Genomic DNA, 21,571 nt, shown 5'->3' on the forward strand with positions numbered 1-21,571 from the left:
TATTGTCAATTCACAACACACTGCCTCGGACGGGGAACGGACGATATGGCAAGTTTGGAACTGCTTGGCTTCGGCTCGACGGGATGGGGCGCGCTGCTTATTTTCGCCGCCTTGATGACGCTTGCCGTCACCGCGACGGCGCTGGCGATCGGCGCGGTGTTGGGCGCGATCGTCGCGGGTGCGAAGCTCTCCGGCAATCCCCTCTTCGTAGCGCTTGGCAATGTCTATACGACCGTGTTTCGCGGCGTGCCGGAACTGCTGATCATCTATCTCATCTATTTCGGCGGCTCCTCGGCCGTCACCTCGATCGGCAAGGCGATGGGTTATGAGGGGTTTCTCGGTCTGCCCTCCTTTGCTGCCGGCGCGCTTGCCGTCGGCATCATCTCCGGCGCCTATCAGGCGGAGGTGTTCCGCGGCGCTTTCCTCGCCATTTCCAAGGGTGAGCTCGAAGCCGCTTCGGCGATCGGCATGCATCGCGGCATGCGCTTCCGTCGCATCATCATGCCCCAAGTGCTTCGCTTCGCCATTCCCGGCCTCGGCAATGTCTGGCAGCTCAGCCTCAAGGATTCCGCGCTGATCTCGGTCACCGGCCTTACCGAGCTGATGCGCACCAGCCAGGTGGCGGCGGGTTCGACCCGGCAATATTTTCTGTTCTTCATCGCCGGCGGCTGCCTCTACCTGATCCTCACCAGCCTTTCCGACCGCATCTTCAACGGTGCGGAGCGCCGCGCCAACCGCAGCATGCCGGCTTCCGCCATGGGCCAGGCGTAAGGAGGCGACGATGGATTTCACCTTTCTCGCCTCGACCATGGTAACGCTGCTGAAAGCCGTGCCGACGACGCTGATCCTGTTTTCCCTGTCGATCCTCTTCGGCGGCCTGCTGGCGCTCGTCATCGTCACGATGCGCGTCAGCGGCAACCGCTATCTGTCGGGTTTCGCCAAGGCCTATATCTTCGTCTTCCGCGGCTCGCCGCTGTTGATCCAGATGTTCCTGGTCTTCTACGGCCTCGGCCAGTTCGGCGTCATCCGCTATTCCTTCCTTTGGCCGTTCCTGCGCGAGCCGATGGTCTGCGCCGTGCTGTCGCTGGCGCTCTGCACCGCCGGCTACACGGCGGAGATCTTCCGCGGCGGCATTCGCGCCGTTTCGCCGAAGGAGATCGAGGCGGCGCGCTCGATCGGCATGTCCGGCTTCCTGATGGTGCGGCGCATCCTGGCGCCGATCGCCTTCCGCCACGCGTTGCCGGCCTATTCGACCGAGATCGTGCTGATGATGAAATCGACGGCGCTCGCCAGCCTCGTCACCGTCTGGGAGGTCACCGGTGTCGCCCAGCGGCTGATCTCGCAGACCTACCGGACGATGGAAGTCTTCCTCTGTGCGGCGATCATCTATCTCGTCTTGAACTTCATCATCCTGCAGGGCATGGCCCTGCTGGAATATTCGCTGTCCCGACACCGCCGCGCGGCGCCGCAGCCGCTGAAGGCGTAAGCGATTTGACCTGATTGGAGCAATCATGCCAGGCGTAACCCGACTTTCGGTTCGCAACATCCGCAAGAGCTTCGGCACGCACGAGGTGCTGCGCGGCATTTCCCTCGATGCTGAGGATGGCGACGTGATTTCGCTGCTCGGCGCCTCCGGCTCCGGCAAATCGACCTTTCTGCGCTGCATCAACCTGCTCGAAACCGCGAGCGACGGCGAGATCTGGGTCGATGGCGAGCACATCGAGATGGTTCACAAGAACGGCAAGACAAGGCCGGCGAGCCAGAAGCAGGTCGACCATATAAGATCCGAGCTCGGCATGGTGTTCCAGTCCTTCAATCTCTGGTCCCATATGACCATCCTGCAGAACGTCATTGAAGGCCCGATCCATGTGCTGAAGCGGCCGCGCGCCGACTGCATCGCCGAGGCCGAAGCGCTGCTCGAAAAGGTCGGAATCGCAGACAAACGTCACGCCTATCCCGCCCATCTCTCCGGCGGCCAGCAGCAGCGCGCCGCAATCGCCCGCGCGTTGGCGATGAAACCGAAGGTGATGCTTTTCGACGAACCGACCTCGGCGCTCGATCCGGAATTGGTCGGCGAGGTGCTGCGCGTCATGCGGGCACTCGCCGAGGAGGGCATGACCATGCTCGTCGTCACCCATGAGATGAGCTTTGCCCGCAACGTCTCGAACCGCGTCGTCTTCATGCGCGAGGGGCTGATCGAAAGCAGCGGCAAGCCGGACGAGATGTTCGGCAGCGGCGCCTCGCCGGCCTTCCGCCAGTTCATCGGCCATTTCGGAACAGGCCAATGACCGTCACCATCGATAGAGTGCTGACCTGGCGTGACATCGCGCGCGTCGGGGCAGGGGAGGCGCTTGCGCTGCCGCCGGCCGCCTGGGCGCGGGTCGAGCAGGCAAGCCGCATCGTCGAGCGTATCGTCGAGACCGGTGTGCGCGCCTATGGCGTCAATACCGGCGTCGGGGCGCTCGCCGATACGGTGGTCGACCGGGCCTCGCAGAGCCTGTTGTCGCGCAGCATCGTGCTCAGCCATGCCTGCGGCGTCGGGCCGCTGCTGGCCGGGCGCGACGTGCGCGCCATCATCGCCGCCCAGATCGCCAATTTCGCCCATGGCCATTCCGGCGTGCGGCGCGAGATCATCCAGCATCTCACAGCCTTGCTGGAGCACGACTGCATTCCCGACGTGCCGTCGAAAGGCTCGGCCGGTTATCTCACCCACAATGCCCATACGGCACTGGTGCTGATCGGCGAAGGCAGCGCCACGCTCACCGGCCGGCGCATGAGCGGCCGCGAGGCGCTGGCGGCGATCGGCCTTCAGCCGTTGGTGCTCGGCGCCAAGGAGGGCTTGAGCCTTGTCAACGGCACGGCCTGCGCCACCGGGCTCACCGCCGCAGCACTTTTCCGCGCCGAACGGCTGCTCGACTGGGCCGATGCCATCGCGGCGCTGACGCTGGAAGCGGCAGGCTGCCAGATCGCCGCCTTCGACGAGGCGGTGCTGGCACTGCGCCCGTCGGCCGGGATCGCGAGAGTCGGCGCCACACTGCGCGCCCGCCTCCAGGGCAGCGGCCTCGTCGCCGCCGCCTTCGGCCGCCGCACCCAGGATGCGCTTAGCCTTCGCTCGGTGCCGCATGCCCATGGCGCCGCCCGCGATGTCTTCGGAAATTCCGCCCGCATCGCCGATCAGGAACTTGCCTCGGTGACGGACAATCCCGCCGTCTCGGGTACGCCGGAGCAGCCGATCATCTTTTCAGAGGCGCATGCCGTGGCGCCGGCGCTCGGGCAGGCGGCCGATAGTCTCGCCATTGCGCTGGCGCAGATCGGCGCGATCAGCGAACGGCGCATGGACCGGCTCGTCAATCCGCTGGTCAGCGGCCTGCCGCCTTTTCTGGCGAGCGATGCCGGCAGCCATTCCGGCTTCATGATCGCCCAATATACCGCCGCCGCGCTCAGTAACGAGAACCGCCGCCTTGCCGCGCCCGCCGCCCTGGATGGCGGCCTGACCTCCGGCCTGCAGGAGGATTTCCTCGCCCATCCGACAGCCGCCGCCGGCAAGCTGCACGCCGTCATCGACAATGCCGAATATATCCTGGCGATCGAACTGATGGCGGCTGCCCAGGCCCATGATTTCCTGGCGGCGACGGCGCCGCGGGCGCCGGGCACGGATCTCGTCTATCAGGCGGTGCGGGAGTGCATCTCGCATTATGGCGACGAGCGGCCGCTGAACGGCGATATCGAGGCCGTGCGCAGCCTGATCCGCGAGACCGCGCCGCCGGCTATCTAGGCGAGGGCTGTCAGAAAGGTTTACTCGTTGCCGAATCCTGCTTGGCCGGTTCGCCGGCCTCGAGGCGCTTGAGGCACTGAGAGAACGTGGGATAGAGCTGATCCACGCGCGAGAGCGGCAGCGTCCAGTCGCCTTCGTCGCCGGCAAAGGTCAATTGCACGTCGGGGGTCCCGGCAAAGGTATTCTTGATGATCTTCTTCAGGCCGGCGCTTCCCTTGCTGCCCATCGGCCAGAGGCGAAGCGTGGTCTTGTCGAAGAATTCGGCGGCGACCACTTTCGTCACGTCGCGATCGGTCAGCGTCACCTCGGTCTTGGTGCCGGCGGGAATATCCCAGGTGTTTTTCGTCACCAGCCAGAAGGTCTCGGTGGCGCTCTGGCGGAATTCCATGGTTTTGCCGATCTCGCTGTTCCACAGCAGCCGGCAATAAGGATGCGGGCTTTCATTGGCAAAGCCGACCGACCATTGTCTCGCGCCGCCCATCCATTCGGTCTCTGCGAAGGCGGAGACCGGCGGCAGGACGGCTGCCGTCAGAACCATCGCGGTCAGAATTTTCATCGCCGAAACCTCTCCAGGACAATCGGCTCCAGCCATAGCATAGGAAGGTTGAGCTTTTGCTACCGGGATGCTCGCAAATGCTGCAAGGTCTTGAATTTGCGGCTCACCTTGCCGATCTGGCGAGTATCGGCGTGATCAGAAGGGAGTTCGACGGCAGGTATGAGCGAGGTTCAACGACGCGGATTTTTGGCGAGACTCAGCGCATATGAGCCGCTGACATTGATCACCATGGCTTCCATCGCCGGCGGGCTGTTCCTGCTGCAGCGGCTGACGAGCGAGGTTCTCGAGGGCGAGACATTCCGCTTCGACGAGGCTATCCTGCTGGCGTTGCGACGTGCGGACGATCTTGCGGTGCCGGTCGGCCCCGGCTGGCTGACGCATGCCTTCGACGATATTACCAGCCTCGGCGGTGTCACCGTTCTCTCGCTGCTGACGGTTCTCATCACCGTCTATCTCTTGCTCGATCGGCGCTGGCCGATCGCGCTCTTCATCTTTTCCTCGGTGCTGACAGGATGGCTGGCGAGCACGACGCTGAAGATCCTCATTGCGCGACCGCGCCCCGATATCGTCCCGCATCTCGTCGAAGTCAGCGACCTCAGCTTTCCCTCCGGTCACGCGATGGTCTCGGCGGTGACCTATCTGACGCTCGGCGCGCTGGTCGCACGCACGCAACGTTACCGCTCGACGCGGATTTTCGTGATGGCGGCAGGCGTTTTCCTCGCCGTCATCATCGGCCTGAGCCGGATCTATCTCGGCGTCCACTATCCCACCGACGTTTTCGCTGGATGGTGTGCGGGCGCGCTCTGGGCGCTCGGCTGCTGGCTGATCTCGAAACGCTTCATTCCGAGCCGCGCCCCCGATGATGCCGCTGAAGACGGAAATGGCGACAGGCTGTAGCGCTTCCACAGTCGGTCTGCGCGGTTGGCGGGCGAGCTCGAAGCTGCCTACCATCGGATAATGAGTATCTCGGCCGGAACCGATCTCGTTAAGCCATGACGGCATTGAAGGTTATGTTGCCGGCTTCTCCGGCCTTGGCATGAGGCCTTACGATAATTTCGACGTCCTGGCTGAAAGCTGTCAGGAAGCTCATGAGGCGTTCAACGGAGTATTCCCGGAAATGCCCCCGGAAGAGGCGGGACACTTCCGGCTGAGTGATACCCATAAAGCTTCCGGCCTTCGCCTGGTTGAGTTTGCGCTCTTTGACGAGGCGGTGCAGGGCCGCCACAATCTGCGCTTTCAAGAAGTGGTTTTCGGCGTCCGGTAGCCCCAGCTCCGCAAATATGTTGGGGTGGCCGGCATGAACCTCGACATGTTCGGTTTTCATTGCTTGCGCTCCTCATTTTGTTTGGCTGCATAGTGGGCTTCCGCGTCGCGGAAACGGTGCTTGATCAGCTCGATATCGCTCTGAGGGGTTTTGATGCCGCGCTTGGACTTCTTCTTGAAGCAGTGCAGCACATAAACGGCGGTATCGAAACGGACCGTATAAACAGCGCGGTAGGTATCGCTATCGTGGTCTTCGACCAGCTCCACTATACCATTGCCGAGGCCCTTGAGCATCTTTGCCGATGGAGGGTGTTGCCCCGTCTGTGCCAGAAACAGCTCAAAGCCAAAAGCTTCCTGCACTTTGGGCGGAAACTCTGCATAGTCTTTGCGGCTCGACGCTATCCAAAGAAGCGGTCGGGTAGGGCGGGGTAGAATTTCCATCTGACGCAATTATGAGTAAAGACTCATAACTTGTCAAGCTGGCAGCCAAGCGGCTCAATGTTTGTGGCGCCCCATCCCTGCGGCGCCACAAGTGCTTAAGCGCTTAGGTGCGCGGCTTCAGGTTTTCCGGGTCATAGATCGGCGTGTAGCCGACGCCGACGACTTCCACCGGATAGCTCTCGGCAAAGTACTCGACATTCAGCTTGCGTCCGACCTGGCAATAGGACCAGGGCAGGTAGGCGAGCGCAATGTTCTTGCCGACCGTCGGGCCGTAGGCGATCGAGGTTGTGTAGGAGCGGCGGCCGAGCTCGTCGACCAGGACCTCGCCGGTGGCGGGATCGACGACCGGCAGGTTGCCGAGCGGATAACGCTTGACGCCCGACTTGTCGGTATTCTCGGTCATCACAAGCGTGCAGAGCATGGCCGGCTGGTGTTCGCGCGCCTTGTATTCCAGATGTTTCGCCTTGCCGCGGAAATCGGCTTCCTTGACCTTCGGGCGGGCGAGATCGGCTTCGATCAGGTTGTACTGAGTCAGAAGGTCGGCGTTCTGCAGGCGCAGGCTCTTTTCCATGCGGCGCGAGTTTGCATAGGTTTCCACACCGAAGGCCATCACGCCGGTCGAGCGCAGCGCATCCCAGACGGCGAGGCCGTCTTCGTACTTCATGTGCAGTTCCCATCCCTGTTCGCCGACATAGGAGATGCGGAAGGCGGTGACGGTCTTGCCGGCGATTTCGATCGGCTTGATCGCTGCGAAGGCGAAGTTTTCCTGATCGAGACCGACCGGATCGGCAACCACCTTCTTCAGCGTCTCGCGCGCATTCGGTCCCCAGATGCCGATCGTCACGAATTTTTCCGAGACGTCGGTGATCGTCACATCAAGGCCGCGATCCTGGGCGACGCGCTTCATATAGTGCAGGTCGCGCGGGCCGGCATCGGCGCCGTTGACGAGACGGCAGCGGTCGGCCATGCGGAAGACGGTGAAGTCGGCGCGCACCATGCCTTCGTCGTCGAGGAAGTGGGTGTAAACGCCTTTGCCGATATTGGCATCGCCGCCGATCTTGGCAGCGCACAGCCATTCCATCAGCTCGACATGGTCAGGTCCTTCGATATCGACCATGTGGAAGTGGCTGAGATTGACGATGCCGCAATCCTCGCTCATCGCCAGATGCTCGGCATTCGACACGCGCCAGAAATGCCGGCTGTCCCATTCGTTCTCGCGAACGGGCACACGGTCGCCGTATTTTTCCAGCAGGTGCTCGTTGGCGGCGTAGCCGTGCGCACGCTCCCAGCCACCCAGCTCCATGAAGTAGCCGCCCAGCTCCTTTTCGCGCTCGTAGAAGGGCGAGCGCTTGGCATTGCGGCCGGATAGATAGGGTTCGCGGGTGTGGACAGCCGGGAAATAGATCTTCTGGGCGGCTTCGTAGCAGCGGCCTTCGATGAACTCTTCGGTCAGCTGATGCGGATAGAAGCGGGCGTAGTCGATGCTGTTGTGGTCGATTTCCGTGCGGCCATCGGTCATCCAGTCGGCGATCAGCTTGCCATAACCCGGGCCGTCCTTGACCCAGATGGCAACGCAGTACCAGAGACCGCGCACCTTCTGGCTCTCACCGCAGGATGCGCCACCGCCGGCGGAAACCTGCAGCAGGCCATTGAAGGAGTGACCTTCGTTATAACCGAGTTCGCCGAGGATCGGCGTCAGTTCCATGGCGCGCTCGAGCGGCTCGAGGATCTGTTCCATCTCGAGGTCACGCTGCGAGGGCGAAAGCCGTGCCTCGTGTTTTTCGAGAAGCTCGCGCGGATGGCACATGCGCGGATTGGTGGCTTCGTAATAGCCCCACTCGATCTGGCCGCCCTCGGTCGTCGCCGGGTCGCCGGTATCGCGCATATAGGCCGAGTTGCCCTGGTCGCGCAGCAGCGGGAAGCCGATTTCCTTGCCGGTGCCTTCGAACTCGTTATAGGGGCCGAAGAAGGTGAGCGGGTGGTCGACCGGCATGACCGGCAGGTCTTCGCCGACCATCTCGGCGATCAGGCGTCCCCAGAGGCCGGCGCAGACGATGACGTGGTCGGCCATGATCGTGCCGCGATGGGTGACGACGCCCTTGATGCGGCCGTTCTCGACGATCAGCGATTTGGCCGGCGTATTGCCGAACACCTGCAGCTTGCCGGCCTTTTCGGCGGCATCGACCAGCTTGCCCGCGACGGTCTGCGAGCGCGGGATGACGAGGCCGGCATCCGGATCGAACAGACCGCCCATCACCTGATCTTCCTCGATCAGCGGGAACTTTTCCTTGATCTCGGAAGGGCTGACATAATGGGCGCGCGTGCCGAAAGCACGGGCCGAGGACAGCTTGCGCTTGATTTCCTCCATCCAGGCATCGTCGCCGGTGCGCGCCACTTCCAGGCCGCCGATGCGGGCGTAGTGGCCCATCTTCTCGTAGAAATCGATCGAATATTGCGTGGTCCAGACCGACAGATAGTCGTGGCTGGTGGTGTAACAGAAGTCCGAGGCGTGGGCCGTCGAGCCGATATCGGTCGGTATGCCGGACTTGTCGATGCCGACGATATCGTCCCATCCGCGCTCGACGAGATGATGCGCGATGGAGGCGCCGACGATTCCGCCGAGCCCGATGATGACGACCTTTGCCTTTTCCGGAAATGCTGCCACGTGCTGTTCCTTCTACTTATGGCACGAATTAAAATAACCTAGCCGCGCTCGGTTTGCGCTTCACGCATGAGATCCAGGAGCCATGTCAGCCTGGTAAGCGTGTCACCGTTTACCGAAGCTGCAAAACCCCCAGGCCTCTTCGCATGGAAGCTGAGATGAGGGCATTATGCCTAAGGCTCATGATCGTCATTGGTCCTACGCCGCCGAGTAACGGCGCAATTGCGCTAGTCCGGATCGCCGCTGAAGCAAAGCGCTTCCTCGTCACGGCGCTGAAATCGCCTTGAGCCGGTCGATATCCACGAGCACGATGTCTTCCGAAACAGGTTCGCGATTGTGCAGGCGGAACCATTCGGCCGCTTCGCGCACGCGGTCGCCATGCGGCGATGGATAGGCGCCCAGTCCGAGGACCCATTCGCGCACGGTTTCGCGCTCCATCCGCCCGGCACGGTATCGGTCGCAGACGGTTTTCGCCGAGGCGACGAGATCATTGATGCTTTTCACGGGCTGTCCCTCAATGCACGGAAGGCTCTTCGTCTTCGAGAAGGGACCGGATGCCGTCGCGCGCCACCACCGCCAGGAATTCGTCGAAAGCCTCCCGGTCGGTCGCAAAGGGCTCGTCCCAGCGGATCAGGTCCTCCGACTGGGTGACGACTTCCATCGTCCAGTCCTCGTTGCTGCCGGCGGTTCGAAAGATATCGACGAGCACGGTGATGCCGTCATCGGTGAATTCTCCGGCCAGTTCGGAGTGCTCTAACTTCTGCTTCTTCGTCATTCAGCCGCCAGCGCCAGGAGGGGCGTCGTTTTTGAGATATTCTTCATATTGGACCGTCTCAGTCTCGTTCGTGTCTATAGAAGCCGATGCCGGTTTTGCCAAGCGAACGCCGGCGCCGCCGCCATTCTCCGGGATGAAAAGCACGCCGGCGTCTTCCAGGGCGCGCTTGATATGCCGCAGCGTTCGCTCGCCAGGGGAAAGCTTTCCGGCCTCGAAACCGGCAATCGTCGCCTTGGTAATCTTAGAGGCTGCGGACAGATCCTGCTTGGACCAGGCGATGAGAGCACGCGCGGCACGGCACTGGGCTGGAGACAGCATGAATATCCACCTGGCATTGAGACTCTGATCTGGCGCTGGGGCAGCACTATGAAGATGTGAACGCGCCCGCAGAAGGCAAGCCGATGAAATTGCTGCGACCTTCGATGTCTAGTCTTTTTGGGCGATGGGAGGGTTGATTGACTGCATATTATTGAAGCCTAATTTATAGCCCTTTTATCGGGCCCGGGAGGCAATAATGCGTGAGCCAGATATGCAGAAACTCGATGCGCTTGTCGGTCGTCTCGTCGGCGATGTCGGCGCTGCCATGTCAGGGGCCTTGGTCGTGCTCGGCGACAAGGTGGGGCTGTTCAAGGCGATGGCCGACGGGGAGCCGATGAGCGTTGAGCAGCTTGCCGCCAAAACCGGGGTGAAGGAGCGGTATCTCAGGGAATGGCTGAGCGCCCAGGCGGCCGCGGACTATATCGTTTACGATGAAAAGACCGATCGTTTCAGCCTGACGGCGGAACAGGCGATGGTTTTTGCCGAGGAAAACAGCCCGGCCTTCTTCGTCGGCGCCTTCGAAGTGGTGCAATCCATGTGGATGGACGAGCCGAAGGTCACCGAAGCCTTCCGCACCGGCAAGGGTCTCGGCTGGCACGAACACAGCACCTGCCTGTTCAGAGGAACCGAACGGTTTTTCCGGCCGGGCTACAACAGCCATCTCGTTAACGAATGGATACCGGCGCTGGCCGGCATGGACGAAAAACTCAAGGCCGGCGCCAATGTCGCCGATGTCGGCTGCGGTCACGGCGCCTCGACCATCCTGATGGCGCAGGCCTATCCCGCCTCGCATTTTACCGGCTTCGACTATCACGGCCCGTCGATCGAAAGAGCCAAGGCCGCCGCCAAAGAGGCCGGCGTCGCCGACCGCGTCACCTTCGAGCAGGGCAAGGCGGCGGAATTTTCCGGCCGCGACTATGATATGGTCGCGATGTTCGACTGCCTGCACGACATGGGCGATCCGGTCGGCGCCGGCCGGCACGTCAAGGAGACGCTGGCGCCGAACGGCACCTGGCTGATCGTCGAGCCCTTTGCCCATGACCACCTGAAGGATAATCTCAACCCGGTGGGCCGCGTCTATTACGGCGCCTCGACGATGATCTGCACCCCGGCATCGCTCTCCCAGGAGGTCGGGCTCGGGCTCGGCGCCCAGGCGGGGGAAATGAAGCTGCGCAAGGTGGCGCTCGACGCCGGCTTCACGCATTTCCGCCGCGCGACCGAAACGCCGTTCAACATGGTGTTCGAAGTCCGGGCCTGAGAACCAGCCGCGCGGCGGCCGGCGTTATTTCGGCCGGCCGATGCTGGCATACATGCCGGTCGTGCGGAATTCGGTGGGGTTGGTGCCGTAGACGCGGCGGAAGACTTTTGAGAAATAATTGGCGTCCTCGAAGCCGCACATGATGGCGACTTCCTTGACCGGCAGGAGGTCCGCCTTGGTCAGCAGCTTGACGGCGCGCTGCAGCCGCTGCTGCAGCACGTATTCGGCCGGCGGCACACCTTCGCTTTCGGCGAAGCTGCGGGAGAAATGGGCGCGGCTGAGGCCGACGATGGCGGCGAGTTCATTGACCGGCAGCGGCTTGTCGAGATTGGCGTTGATATGGTCGATCACCGGCTGCATCAGGCTGAGCTCGGCGGCAAAGGCCGGCGAATTGAAGACGTCGTCATAGAGCGCCATCGCCGCTTCATAGGCGATCGCCGAGGCCGCACCCGGTGAGGCCGCGCCCTTGACGAGGCGCAGGCTGCAATCGGCGAGATGATCGATGGTCGAAGGCTGCAGCTTCAAGACCGGGCCGGCGGTGGACAGCACCAGCTGGTGGATGCGCAGGGTTTCCTCGCCATTCATCGAGATCCAGAAATACTCCCAGCGCTCACCCTTCTCCAGCCAGTAGCGGTGATTGTGTGGCACGAGCACCAAGAGCGTGTCGCCACCCTGGAGGCGATAATTGCGATTGAGGTAGCGCAGCCGGCCGCTGCCGCTGATCGTGTGCTGCAGCACGGTAAAGGGCGTCTGGCCGCGCCGCCGGCCGTCCCAGTCATAGGTTTCGTTCTCCCGCACTTCATAGCCGGCGCTGGTCGGCATGGCGTGCAGACGCTGGCGGCCGCGGGGCAGCGACACCGTCCTCATCGACTGTCCGTTGGCGATCAAATCCTGCAGCACAAAATTACCCCTGAAAGCATAATCCTTCTCTGGTCGGCCTGCCGGATTCGGGCATAATCGCGCTCGACAAGAAGAGGAGACGACGGCCGATCAAAGCGGCCGGGAGGAAAACAGGCAGATTTTACGGCATTTTCAACCACATGCGCCGGCATGCGGCCTGAACCTCCACAACCGTCTTTTCTCTAGCATTCCATTGGGTCGAGGTGAAGATCATGAGTTTCAAAATCGCTATCATCGGTGCGGGCAGCGTCGGTTTCACCAAGAAGCTGTTCACCGACATATTGTGCGTGCCGGAGTTCCGCGACGTCGAATTCGCGCTGACCGATCTCAGCGAACACAATCTCGAAATGATCAAGGCGATCCTCGACCGCATCGTCGAGTCGAACAAGCTGCCGACCAAGGTGACGGCGACGACCGACCGGCGCCAGGCGCTGGAAGGGGCGCGCTATATCATCAGCTGCGTGCGCGTCGGCGGGCTCGAGGCCTATGCCGATGATATCAGAATTCCGCTGAAATACGGCATCGACCAATGCGTCGGCGATACGATCTGCGCCGGCGGCATTCTCTACGGCCAGCGCAACATCCCCGTCATCCTCGACTTCTGCAAGGATATAAGAGAAGTCGCCGAGCCGGGTGCGAAATTCCTCAACTATGCCAATCCGATGGCGATGAACACCTGGGCGGCGATCGAATACGGCAAGGTCGACACCGTCGGCCTCTGCCACGGCGTCCAGCACGGCGCCGAACAGATCGCCGAGGTGCTCGGCGCCAAATCGCTCAGCGAACTCGATTATGTCTGCTCCGGCATCAACCACCAGACCTGGTTCATTGATCTGCGCCTCAACGGCCGCAAGATCGGCAAGGACGAGCTCATCGCCGCCTTCGAAGCGCATCCGGTTTATTCGCAGCAGGAGAAACTGCGCATCGACGTGCTGAAGCGTTTCGGCGTCTATTCGACGGAAAGCAACGGCCACCTTTCGGAATACCTGCCCTGGTACCGCAAGCGGCCGGAGGAAATCACCCGCTGGATCGACATGTCCGACTGGATCCACGGCGAGACCGGCGGCTATCTCCGCCACTCGACCGAAACGCGCAACTGGTTCGAGACCGAATTCCCGCAGTTCCTGGAATCCGCCTCCAAGCCGATCGATCCGGCCAAGCGCTCCAACGAACATGCGAGCCATATTCTGGAAGGGCTGGAGACGAACCGGGTCTATCGCGGCCATTTCAACGTCAAGAACAATGGCGTCATCACCAACCTGCCGGCCGATGCGATCATCGAATCGCCCGGTTTCGTCGATCGCTTCGGTATCAACATGGTCTCCGGCGTCACCCTGCCGGAAGCCTGTGCCGCCACCTGCATCGCCTCGATCAACGTCCAGCGCATGTCGGTGCATGCGGCGATCTCCGGTGACATCGATCTGTTGAAGCTCGCCGTGCTGCACGATCCGCTGGTCGGCGCCGTCTCGACGCCCGAGGAGGTCTGGCAGATGGTCGACGAGATGGTCGTTGCCCAGGCCCGCTGGCTGCCGCAATATGCCGATGCCGTGCCGGCCGCCAAGGAGCGGCTGTCGAAATCCAAGGTGCAGACCCGCGACTGGGCCGGGGCCGCACGCCGCAACGTCCGCTCGATCGAAGAGCTGCGTGCGGAAAAGGCGGCGCTGAAACAGGCCGGCTGATTTTCGTGAAGGATGGTCGTCATGGGTTTCCGGGAGGGTAATCCATGACATCAGCCCGCTTTCACGCCGTTCGAGGAGAAAGGAGCCCGGTGACGCCCGCGCTCCGGAACAAGAGGGAGAAACGATGATGAATTTCCGCAAAGCAGGCATTCTGGCAGGACTGGCGCTCGGCGTCTCGGTCTTGGCGCTGCATGCCCATGCTTCCGAACCGACCGTGCCGCCGGTGCCGCCGGAATTTCCGGCCGAAGGCAAGATCAACTATGTCGCGCGCGACTCCATTCTGGAGTTCAAGGCGCTGCCCGAATATCACGAGCCCGACTGGGTGACGAAGAATTTCGTCTCCGCCGGCAAGCTGCCGCCGGTCAAGGACCGGCTGCCGAAGGAGCCGCTGGTCTTCAAGACGGGCAACATGCCCGACGGCACCGGCGTCTACGGCGATACGATGCGCCACGTCATCGGCGGCCGGCCGGAAGGCTGGAACTACGGCGCCGGCCAGACGCAGGGCTGGGGCGGCATCGATATCGGCCTGTCCGAATGCCTGACGCGCACCGCGCCGCTGTTCCAGGTCAAAGCCCAGGACACCGAGCCGCTGCCGAACCTGGCCAAGAGCTGGGAGTGGTCCGAAGACGGTCACAAGCTCACCATGCACCTGGTCGAAGGCGCCAAGTGGTCGGACGGCGTGCCCTTCACCGCCGACGACATCATGTTCTACTGGGAGGACGAAGTCATCGATCCGAACGTCTCGCCGCTCGGCGGCGGCGCCTCGCCGGAGGCCTTCGGCGTCGGCACGACGCTGAAAAAGATCGACGACTACACCGTCGAATGGACCTTCAAGGAGGCCTTCCCGAAACAATATCTCTACACGATGGCCTACCCGAACTTCTGCCCGGGTCCGTCGCATATCCTGAAGCCCCAGCATCCTAGATATTCGAAGAACACCTACGACCAGTTCAAGAACGCCTTCCCGCCGGAATACATGAACATGCCGGTGATGGGCGCCTGGGTGCCGGTGGAATACCGCTCCGACGACATCATCGTGCTCCGCCGCAACCCCTATTACTGGAAGGTCGACGAGAAGGGCAACCAGCTGCCTTATCTCAACGAGCTGCACTACAAGCTCTCGACCTGGGCCGACCGCGACGTGCAGGCGGTGGCGGGCTCCGCCGACTTCTCGAACCTCGAGCAGCCGGAAAACTTCGTCGCCTCGCTGAAGCGCGCCGCCGAGAAGACCGCGCCGGCCCGCCTGGCCTTCGGGCCGCGCCTGATCGGCTATAACCTCAGGATGAACTTCTCCGCCAATGGCTGGGGCAACCCGGATGAGCGCGGCCAGGCGATCCGCGAGCTCAACCGCAACGAGGACTTCCGCAAGGCCGTCACCATGGCGCTCGACCGCAAGGCGATCGGCGACTCGCTGGTCAAGGGGCCGTTCACGGCGATCTATCCCGGCGGGCTTTCCTCCGGCACCAGCTTCTACGACCGCAACTCCACCGTCTATTATCCCTTCGATCTCAAGGGCGCCAAGGCCGAGCTCGCTAAGGCCGGCCTCAAGGATACCGACGGCGACGGCATCGTGAACTTCCCGGCCGGCACGGCGGGCGGCAAGAATGTCGAAATCGTCATGCTGGTCAACAATCAGTACACGACCGACAAGAGCCTCGCCGAAGGTGTGGTCGGCCAGATGGAGAAGCTCGGGCTGAAGATCGTCCTCAATGCGCTCGACGGCGCCAAGCGTGACGATGCGCATTATGCCGGCCGCTTCGACTGGCTGATCCAGCGCAACACCACGGAACTGTCGTCGGTGGTGCAGAATACCGAGCAGCTTGCCCCGGTCGGCCCGCGCACCAGCTGGCAGCATCGCGCCGGCAAGGATGATCAGCTCGATCTGATGCCCTTCGAAAAGGAACTGGTCGACGTCGTCAATAAGTTTACGACGAGCCAGAACAATGACGAGCGCGTCAATCTGATGAAGCAGTATCAGAAGATCTCGACCGAGCACGTCAACACCGTCGGACTGACGGAATATCCGGGCGCGCTCATCATCAACAAGCGCTTCTCGAACGTCCCCCAGGGCACACCGATCTTCATGTTCAACTGGGCTGAAGATTCGGTGATCCGCGAACGCCTGTGGGTGGCCGCCGACAAGCAGGGCAAATACGAGCTGTTCCCCGAGCAGCTGCCCGGCAAGCCCGGCGACAAGGGTCCGATCAACTGATGCATTGGCATCAGGAATGAAAGAGCCGAAGCGCGTCGCAGGTGATGCGACGCGCGGGAAAAAGTTCCCTCCCAGCTGAAGCGAGAGTCAGGCCGCGCGTGGCGCGCGGCCTGATATGACCAACAAGCCGGCCGCGCCGACAAGGAGCGACTGGCAGCAAGGAGAAGCGGACCGTCCGATGTTACGATTCCTGCTCGTGCGCATAGCCTCCGCGATCCCCGTTCTGTTCATCCTGAGCGTGGTGACCTTCGCGATCATCCAGGCTCCGCCCGGTGACTATGCCGATTACATAAGATCGCAGCTGATCAACCAGGGCGGCGCCTCCTACGCCCAGGCCGAAGCGCAGGCGCAGGCCTACCGGGTCGAGCACGGCCTCGACAAGCCGATGGTTGTGCAATACGTCAACTGGATCGGCGGCATCGTCACCCGCGGCGATTTCGGCTACAGCATGTTCTACAACAAACCGGTTGCCGACGTCGTCGGCGAGCGCCTTCCGCGCACCCTGCTTCTGGCGCTCGTCTGCCACATCTTCGCCTCGGTGCTCGGCATCGGTTTCGGCATCTGGGCGGCGACGCGCCAGTACAGCTGGATCGACAGCCTGCTTTCGGGAATTTCCTTCCTCGGCATGACGGTGCCGCGCTTCCTGATGGCGCTGATCATCGTCTATCTCCTGGTCTTCCAGTTCAACGTCTCCGAGATCGGCAGCTTTTTCTCGCCGCAATATGGCGGCGCGCCCTGGTCCTGGGCGAAATTCGTCGATCTCGTCCGCCATGTCTGGCCGGTTGTGGCGATCGCCACCTTCGGCGGGCTTGCCTACAATATGCGCGTCATGCGCGGTAATCTGCTCGACACGCTGAATGCCCAATATGTCGAAACCGCCAAAGCCAAAGGTCTTACGGGCGGGGCGGTGGTGATGCGCCACGCCGTCCCGAACGCGCTGCATCCGCTTGTCATGTATCAGGGCGTCGTGCTGCCCTACATGCTGACCGGTGAGATCGAAACCGCGATCATCTTCGCGCTGCCGACCGTCGGGCCGGCGATCGTCGGCTCGATGGCGGTCGGCGACGTCTATGTCACCGCGACCTTCATGATGGTGCTGTCGGCAACGCTGATCGTCGGCAATATCATCGCCGACATGCTGCTCGCCTTGCTCGATCCACGCGTCCGCCAATTCGGAGGAGCCTGAGATGCTTGCTTTCGACTCTTCCGACACGCCTCCGACAACCGAGCGCGCGATCAAGAAGCCTCCACACGGCAATGAGAGCTATCTGGCGCTCGTCTGGCGCCGGCTGCGGCGCTCCTGGACCGGCATGGCCGGGCTGGTGCTCGTCGGGCTCCTGATCCTGATGGCGGTCTTTGCCGATTTCTTCGCGCCGATGGATCCGAAGGCAACCGATGTCGGCTTCGCGCCGCCGCAGGTGATGAGCTTCCACGACAAGGACGGCAATTTCGTCTTCCAGCCCCGCGTCTATGCGCTGTCGGATTCCGAGGAGCTCGACCCGGTCACCTTCCAGCCGATCGTCGGCATGGATTACGACAATCCGCGCCTGCTCGGCTTCTTCGTCAAGGGCGCCGAATACAAGCTGTTCGGCCTCATTCCGGCCGACCGCCACTTCTTCGGCTCGACCGACGGCCAGCCCGTGCATTTCCTCGGCACCGACAAGTTCGGCCGCGATGTGCTGTCGCGCGCCATCATCGGCTCGCGCATCTCGCTGATGATCGCGCTGACCGTCGTCTTCATCGTCACCCTGATCGGCACGACCGTCGGCATGGTGTCGGGCTATTTCGGCGGCACCTTCGATATCTGGTTGCAGCGCTTCGTCGAGCTGGTGCTCGCCTTCCCGCAGCTGCCGCTCTATCTGGCGCTGACCTCGCTGATCCCGGTGACGGCGCCGACCAATGTCTTCCTCGGTTTCGTGATCGTCGTGATGTCGGCGCTCGGCTGGGCGCAGATGTCACGCGAGGTGCGCGGCAAGACCCTGGCGCTCGCCCGCATCGATTACGTCAGGGCGGCGATGGCCGTCGGCGCCACCGACCGGCGCATCATCATGCAGCATATTTTCCCGAACGTGATGAGCCACGTCATCGTCGCGGTGACGCTGGCCATACCGAGCGTCGTGCTCCTGGAATCCTTCCTCGGTTTCTTAGGCTTTGCCGTCAAGCCGCCGCTGATCTCCTGGGGGTTGATGCTGCAGGATACGGCGACCTATTCGGTCATCGGCTCCTATCCCTGGATTCTCGCTCCCGTCGGCTTCGTGCTCGTCACCGTCTTCGCCTTCAATGCGCTCGGCGACGGACTGCGCGATGCTGTCGACCCCTATTGAGGTGATCGATATGGCTCTTTCCCTGGTCAATTCCTTCGCCCCGCCCGTCCGCCACGACCATGACGGCCGCTCGGAAACGCCGATCATCGACGCCCGCAACGTGGCGGTGAATTTCAAGGTTGAGGACGGCATGGTCGAAGCCGTCAAGGACGTGTCCTTCCAGCTCTATCGCGGCGAGACGATCGCCATCGTCGGCGAATCCGGCTCCGGCAAATCGGTGACGGCGCGCACGGTGATGGGGCTCTTGTCGAAACGTGCCGTCGTCTCCGACAAATCGACTGTTTCCTATGACGGCAGCAATATTCTGAAATTCTCCGAGCGGGCCCGCCGCAAGCTGCGCGGCGACCGCATCTCGATGATCTTCCAGGAGCCGATGAGCTCGCTGAACCCGATCTATACGATCGGCAGCCAGATCGTCGAGGCGATCCGCGTGCATCGGCGCATGAGCCGCAGGGATGCGCAAAAGCGGGCGCTGGAACTGCTGGAACATGTGCAGATCCCCGATCCCGCCGCTCGGCTCATGCAATATCCACATCAGCTTTCCGGCGGTCAGCGCCAGCGTGTAATGATCGCCATGGCGCTCGCCAACGATCCCGATGTGTTGATCGCCGACGAGCCGACGACGGCGCTCGACGTCACCGTGCAGGCGCAGATCCTCAACCTGATCCGCAACCTGCAGAAAGAGTTGGGGATGGCGGTCATCCTCATCACCCACGACCTGACGGTGGTGCGGCAGTTCTCCGACTACGTCTATGTCATGCAGCATGGCGAAGTGCGCGAGCACAATGTCACCGAAGCGCTGTTTGCCAATCCGCAGCACGCCTATACCAAACACCTGCTCGCCTCCGAACCGCGCGGCCAGGCCAATCCGCTGCCGGAGGGATCCGATATCATCCTCGACGCCAAGGGTGTCCGCGTCGGCTTCATGATGCGCCACGGCACTTTCCTGAAGCCGGAGATGCGCGAACTCGTCGCCGTCGACAGCTTGAGCCTGACGCTGCGCCGCCACGAGACGCTCGGTCTCGTCGGCGAATCCGGCTCCGGCAAGACGACCTTCGGCCAGGCGATCCTGCGGCTCAACACGCCGCAGGCCGGCGAAATCCATTTCGATCGCCAGCCGATCCACGGCCTCTCTCGCGCCGAGATGCGCCCCTTCCGCGCCCGCATGCAGATCGTCTTTCAAGATCCGTTCTCATCGCTCAACCCGCGCATGACGATCGGCCAGATCATCGAGGAAGGCCTCGTCGTCAACCGGCTCGGCGCCACCAGGGCCGAGCGGCAGGACCGGGTGCGCGAGGCGCTTGTTGCCGCCGGCATGCCCGGCAATATCCTCTCGCGTTTCCCGCATGAATTTTCCGGCGGCCAGCGCCAGCGCATCGCCATTGCTCGCGCCATCGCGCTGGAGCCGGAATTCATCCTGCTCGACGAACCGACATCGGCCCTCGACCTCTCCGTCCAGGCGCAGATCATCGAACTCCTGCGCAAGCTGCAGGACGAGCGGGGCCTCAGCTACCTCTTCATCTCCCACGATCTCAAGGTTGTGAGGGCGCTCTGCCACCGCGTCATCGTCATGCAGCATGGCAAGATCGTCGAGGAAGGTCCCGTCAACGAAGTTCTCACCCATCCCAAGACCGCCTACACCGAACGGCTCGTCAAGGCCGCTTTCGAGGTAGCATGATTATCGAATGCCGGAGGCACTAATGGCAGCAAATCCCAAAATCACCTTCATCGGAGCAGGCTCCACCGTCTTCATGAAGAACATCATCGGCGACGTGTTGCAGCGTCCGGCGCTCTCGGGCGCAACGATCGCCCTTATGGACCTCAATCCGCAGCGGTTGGAAGAAAGCGCCATCGTCGTCAACAAGCTGATCTCGACGCTCGGCGTCAAGGCCAAGGCCGAGACCTATTCCGACCAGCGCAAGGCGCTGGCCGGCGCCGATTTCGTCGTCGTCGCCTTCCAGATCGGCGGCTATGAGCCCTGCACCGTCACCGATTTCGAGGTGCCGAAGAAATACGGCCTGCGCCAGACGATCGCCGATACGCTCGGCGTCGGCGGCATCATGCGGGGCTTGCGCACCGTGCCGCATCTCTGGAAGGTCTGCGAGGATATGCTCGCCGTCTGCCCGCAGGCGATCATGCTGCAATATGTCAACCCGATGGCGATCAACACCTGGGCGATCGCCGAGAAGTACCCGACCATTCGCCAGGTCGGCCTCTGCCACTCGGTGCAGGGCACGGCGATGGAGCTCGCCCACGATCTCGACATTCCCTACGAGGAAATCCGCTACCGCGCCGCCGGCATCAACCACATGGCCTTCTATCTCAAATTCGAGCATCGCCAGGCCGACGGCTCCTACCGCAACCTCTATCCCGATCTGCTGCGCGCCTATCGCGAGGGCAGGGCGCCGAAGCCCGGCTGGAACCCGCGCTGCCCGAACAAGGTGCGCTATGAGATGCTGACGCGCCTCGGCTATTTCGTCACCGAAAGCTCGGAGCATTTCGCCGAATACACGCCCTATTTCATCAAGGAGGGCCGCGAGGACCTGATCGAGAAATTCGGTATTCCGCTCGATGAATATCCGAAGCGCTGCATCGAGCAGATCGAGCGCTGGAAGGGCCAGGCGGAGGCCTATCGCAGCGCCGACAAGATCGAGGTTCAGCCGTCGAAGGAATATGCCTCCTCGATCATCAACTCGGTCTGGACCGGCGAACCCTCGGTGATCTACGGCAACGTCCGCAACAATGGCTGCATCACCTCGCTGCCGGAAAATTGCGCCGCCGAAGTGCCCTGCCTCGTCGACGCCTCCGGCATCCAGCCGACCTTCATCGGCGACCTGCCGCCGCAGCTGACCGCGCTGATCCGCACCAATATCAACGTGCAGGAGCTGACGGTGCAGGCGCTGATGACCGAAAATCGCGAGCACATCTACCACGCCGCGATGATGGATCCGCACACATCAGCCGAACTCGACCTCGACCAGATCTGGTCGCTGGTCGACGACCTGCTCGCCACCCACGGCGACTGGCTGCCGGAATGGGCCCGCACCTCCAAGAAAGTCCAGGCCGCCTGACCGCCTCTCCCTGGTCGGGCATCAAGGAGCCCCGCGGTGGCAACAACCGCGGGGCTTTTGCGACTGGAACCACGGCTATGCAATCGGCGGCGTGCTTGTGGTGTCGCCATTGTCCGACTTCGAAGTAGTCGTCCGACCAAAGCGCTCTGCCACTGCGCGCCCACTTGCCGGTCATCGAAGACGCAGAGGATTTCCGCGTCATGCAAGGAGTCGTCGCGCTTGCCTGGACCAGGCATTGATCGGCGCGGCTTCGTCCACAACGTGCAATAGAGCGGCGTCGCTACGCAGGCGGCAGCCGACCGACAGGAGGCCGAACTTAGACTATCTGCTGCAAGGC

20 protein-coding genes are annotated in these 21,571 nt (G+C 62.5%); 12 read left to right on the forward strand and 8 right to left on the reverse strand.

All coding sequences use genetic code 11. The features are described 5' to 3' along the window. Nucleotides 1–45 precede the first annotated feature (45 nt). From N2597_RS28940 to N2597_RS28955, 4 genes are read left to right on the forward strand one after another with little or no spacing between them, the layout of a single operon-like run. Nucleotides 46–771, forward strand: coding sequence for an ABC transporter permease (locus N2597_RS28940; RefSeq protein WP_183598820.1), 726 nt, complete (start codon nt 46–48; stop codon nt 769–771). A 10-nt stretch (nt 772–781) separates the two neighbouring features. Next, the gene (locus N2597_RS28945; protein WP_183598821.1) at nt 782–1,486 is read left to right on the forward strand and encodes an ABC transporter permease; all 705 of its coding nucleotides are present in this window, start codon (nt 782–784) and stop codon (nt 1,484–1,486) included. 25 nt (nt 1,487–1,511) lie between these two features. Beyond that, nucleotides 1,512–2,288, forward strand: a complete 777-nt coding sequence (locus N2597_RS28950) for an ABC transporter ATP-binding protein (protein WP_077989483.1) — start codon at nt 1,512–1,514, stop codon at nt 2,286–2,288. Further along, nucleotides 2,285–3,775, forward strand: a complete 1,491-nt coding sequence (locus N2597_RS28955; protein WP_183598824.1) for an HAL/PAL/TAL family ammonia-lyase — start codon at nt 2,285–2,287, stop codon at nt 3,773–3,775. The genes N2597_RS28950 and N2597_RS28955 overlap by 4 nt, the downstream gene beginning before the upstream one ends. A gap of 10 nt (nt 3,776–3,785) precedes the next feature. Here the strand turns inward: N2597_RS28955 and N2597_RS28960 are convergent, their stop codons facing one another. Continuing rightward, a complete protein-coding gene (locus N2597_RS28960) occupies nt 3,786–4,331 on the reverse strand; it encodes a hypothetical protein (protein ID WP_183598826.1) in 546 nt (181 codons plus the stop codon). Nucleotides 4,332–4,490: 159 nt separating this feature from the next. Here N2597_RS28960 and N2597_RS28965 point away from each other — a divergent pair, with 159 nt between their 5' ends. After that, nucleotides 4,491–5,228, forward strand: coding sequence for a phosphatase PAP2 family protein (locus tag N2597_RS28965; protein ID WP_183598828.1), 738 nt, complete (start codon nt 4,491–4,493; stop codon nt 5,226–5,228). A gap of 88 nt (nt 5,229–5,316) precedes the next feature. Here the strand turns inward: N2597_RS28965 and N2597_RS28970 are convergent, their stop codons facing one another. The 6 genes from N2597_RS28970 to N2597_RS28995 all read right to left on the reverse strand — a co-directional run bounded on the left by N2597_RS28970 (nt 5,317) and on the right by N2597_RS28995 (nt 9,790). Further along, nucleotides 5,317–5,655 (reverse strand): helix-turn-helix domain-containing protein, encoded by a 339-nt coding sequence (locus N2597_RS28970; protein ID WP_183598830.1) that lies wholly within the window; start codon nt 5,653–5,655, stop codon nt 5,317–5,319. Beyond that, the gene (locus N2597_RS28975; RefSeq protein WP_183598832.1) at nt 5,652–6,035 is read right to left on the reverse strand and encodes a type II toxin-antitoxin system RelE/ParE family toxin; all 384 of its coding nucleotides are present in this window, start codon (nt 6,033–6,035) and stop codon (nt 5,652–5,654) included. Before N2597_RS28975 ends, N2597_RS28970 begins: the two co-directional genes overlap by 4 nt. Nucleotides 6,036–6,138: 103 nt before the next feature. Continuing rightward, on the reverse strand, nt 6,139–8,700 hold the full coding sequence (locus N2597_RS28980) for a GcvT family protein (protein WP_183598834.1): 2,562 nt from the start codon (nt 8,698–8,700) through the stop codon (nt 6,139–6,141). 261 nt (nt 8,701–8,961) lie between these two features. After that, nucleotides 8,962–9,201 (reverse strand): hypothetical protein, encoded by a 240-nt coding sequence (locus N2597_RS28985; RefSeq protein ID WP_009987796.1) that lies wholly within the window; start codon nt 9,199–9,201, stop codon nt 8,962–8,964. Nucleotides 9,202–9,211: 10 nt separating this feature from the next. Next, nucleotides 9,212–9,472 carry a hypothetical protein gene (locus N2597_RS28990; protein ID WP_009987797.1) on the reverse strand — a complete coding sequence of 87 codons (261 nt, stop codon included), beginning with the start codon at nt 9,470–9,472 and terminating at the stop codon, nt 9,212–9,214. Continuing rightward, nucleotides 9,473–9,790 carry a helix-turn-helix domain-containing protein gene (locus N2597_RS28995; RefSeq protein ID WP_077995010.1) on the reverse strand — a complete coding sequence of 106 codons (318 nt, stop codon included), beginning with the start codon at nt 9,788–9,790 and terminating at the stop codon, nt 9,473–9,475. A 196-nt stretch (nt 9,791–9,986) separates the two neighbouring features. On the opposite strand from N2597_RS28995, the gene N2597_RS29000 reads away from it, so the two are divergent. Continuing rightward, the gene (locus N2597_RS29000) at nt 9,987–11,048 is read left to right on the forward strand and encodes a class I SAM-dependent methyltransferase (protein WP_183598836.1); all 1,062 of its coding nucleotides are present in this window, start codon (nt 9,987–9,989) and stop codon (nt 11,046–11,048) included. Between the two features lie 24 nt (nt 11,049–11,072). On the opposite strand, the gene N2597_RS29005 is transcribed toward N2597_RS29000, so the two are convergent. Beyond that, the gene (locus N2597_RS29005; RefSeq protein ID WP_183598852.1) at nt 11,073–11,915 is read right to left on the reverse strand and encodes an AraC family transcriptional regulator; all 843 of its coding nucleotides are present in this window, start codon (nt 11,913–11,915) and stop codon (nt 11,073–11,075) included. 245 nt (nt 11,916–12,160) lie between these two features. Between N2597_RS29005 and melA (N2597_RS29010) the strand changes: the two genes are divergently transcribed. The 6 genes from melA (N2597_RS29010) to melA (N2597_RS29035) all read left to right on the forward strand — a co-directional run bounded on the left by melA (N2597_RS29010) (nt 12,161) and on the right by melA (N2597_RS29035) (nt 21,234). Then, nucleotides 12,161–13,627, forward strand: a complete 1,467-nt coding sequence (gene melA / locus N2597_RS29010) for an alpha-glucosidase/alpha-galactosidase (RefSeq protein WP_183598838.1) — start codon at nt 12,161–12,163, stop codon at nt 13,625–13,627. A 124-nt stretch (nt 13,628–13,751) separates the two neighbouring features. Next, entirely contained in the window at nt 13,752–15,839 is a 2,088-nt protein-coding gene (locus N2597_RS29015) for an ABC transporter substrate-binding protein (RefSeq protein ID WP_183598840.1), read from the forward strand. A 178-nt stretch (nt 15,840–16,017) separates the two neighbouring features. Then, nucleotides 16,018–17,025, forward strand: coding sequence for an ABC transporter permease (locus N2597_RS29020; RefSeq protein ID WP_086156551.1), 1,008 nt, complete (start codon nt 16,018–16,020; stop codon nt 17,023–17,025). A 1-nt stretch (nt 17,026) separates the two neighbouring features. Beyond that, the gene (locus N2597_RS29025; protein WP_183598842.1) at nt 17,027–18,163 is read left to right on the forward strand and encodes an ABC transporter permease; all 1,137 of its coding nucleotides are present in this window, start codon (nt 17,027–17,029) and stop codon (nt 18,161–18,163) included. Between the two features lie 10 nt (nt 18,164–18,173). Further along, a complete protein-coding gene (locus N2597_RS29030; RefSeq protein ID WP_183598844.1) occupies nt 18,174–19,841 on the forward strand; it encodes an ABC transporter ATP-binding protein in 1,668 nt (555 codons plus the stop codon). A 22-nt stretch (nt 19,842–19,863) separates the two neighbouring features. After that, the gene (melA, locus tag N2597_RS29035; protein ID WP_183598846.1) at nt 19,864–21,234 is read left to right on the forward strand and encodes an alpha-glucosidase/alpha-galactosidase; all 1,371 of its coding nucleotides are present in this window, start codon (nt 19,864–19,866) and stop codon (nt 21,232–21,234) included. Nucleotides 21,235–21,571: the final 337 nt, after the last annotated feature.

Source organism: Rhizobium sophoriradicis, from assembly GCF_025200795.1.
In the GTDB taxonomy this organism is placed as follows: Bacteria; Pseudomonadota; Alphaproteobacteria; order Rhizobiales; family Rhizobiaceae; genus Rhizobium; species Rhizobium sophoriradicis.

What these genes read in the sequence shown, in the direction of transcription:
- N2597_RS28940 (WP_183598820.1), top strand. Translation starts at nt 46, where the DNA reads ATGGCAAGTTTGGAACTGCTTGGCTTCGGCTCGACGGGATGGGGCGCG.
- N2597_RS28945 (WP_183598821.1), top strand. Translation starts at nt 782, where the DNA reads ATGGATTTCACCTTTCTCGCCTCGACCATGGTAACGCTGCTGAAAGCC.
- N2597_RS28950 (WP_077989483.1), top strand. Translation starts at nt 1,512, where the DNA reads ATGCCAGGCGTAACCCGACTTTCGGTTCGCAACATCCGCAAGAGCTTC.
- N2597_RS28955 (WP_183598824.1), top strand. Translation starts at nt 2,285, where the DNA reads ATGACCGTCACCATCGATAGAGTGCTGACCTGGCGTGACATCGCGCGC.
- N2597_RS28960 (WP_183598826.1), bottom strand. Translation starts at nt 4,331, where the DNA reads ATGAAAATTCTGACCGCGATGGTTCTGACGGCAGCCGTCCTGCCGCCG.
- N2597_RS28965 (WP_183598828.1), top strand. Translation starts at nt 4,491, where the DNA reads ATGAGCGAGGTTCAACGACGCGGATTTTTGGCGAGACTCAGCGCATAT.
- N2597_RS28970 (WP_183598830.1), bottom strand. Translation starts at nt 5,655, where the DNA reads ATGAAAACCGAACATGTCGAGGTTCATGCCGGCCACCCCAACATATTT.
- N2597_RS28975 (WP_183598832.1), bottom strand. Translation starts at nt 6,035, where the DNA reads ATGGAAATTCTACCCCGCCCTACCCGACCGCTTCTTTGGATAGCGTCG.
- N2597_RS28990 (WP_009987797.1), bottom strand. Translation starts at nt 9,472, where the DNA reads ATGACGAAGAAGCAGAAGTTAGAGCACTCCGAACTGGCCGGAGAATTC.
- N2597_RS28995 (WP_077995010.1), bottom strand. Translation starts at nt 9,790, where the DNA reads ATGCTGTCTCCAGCCCAGTGCCGTGCCGCGCGTGCTCTCATCGCCTGG.
- N2597_RS29000 (WP_183598836.1), top strand. Translation starts at nt 9,987, where the DNA reads ATGCGTGAGCCAGATATGCAGAAACTCGATGCGCTTGTCGGTCGTCTC.
- N2597_RS29005 (WP_183598852.1), bottom strand. Translation starts at nt 11,915, where the DNA reads ATGAGGACGGTGTCGCTGCCCCGCGGCCGCCAGCGTCTGCACGCCATG.
- melA (WP_183598838.1), top strand. Translation starts at nt 12,161, where the DNA reads ATGAGTTTCAAAATCGCTATCATCGGTGCGGGCAGCGTCGGTTTCACC.
- N2597_RS29015 (WP_183598840.1), top strand. Translation starts at nt 13,752, where the DNA reads ATGATGAATTTCCGCAAAGCAGGCATTCTGGCAGGACTGGCGCTCGGC.
- N2597_RS29020 (WP_086156551.1), top strand. Translation starts at nt 16,018, where the DNA reads ATGTTACGATTCCTGCTCGTGCGCATAGCCTCCGCGATCCCCGTTCTG.
- N2597_RS29025 (WP_183598842.1), top strand. Translation starts at nt 17,027, where the DNA reads ATGCTTGCTTTCGACTCTTCCGACACGCCTCCGACAACCGAGCGCGCG.
- N2597_RS29030 (WP_183598844.1), top strand. Translation starts at nt 18,174, where the DNA reads ATGGCTCTTTCCCTGGTCAATTCCTTCGCCCCGCCCGTCCGCCACGAC.
- melA (WP_183598846.1), top strand. Translation starts at nt 19,864, where the DNA reads ATGGCAGCAAATCCCAAAATCACCTTCATCGGAGCAGGCTCCACCGTC.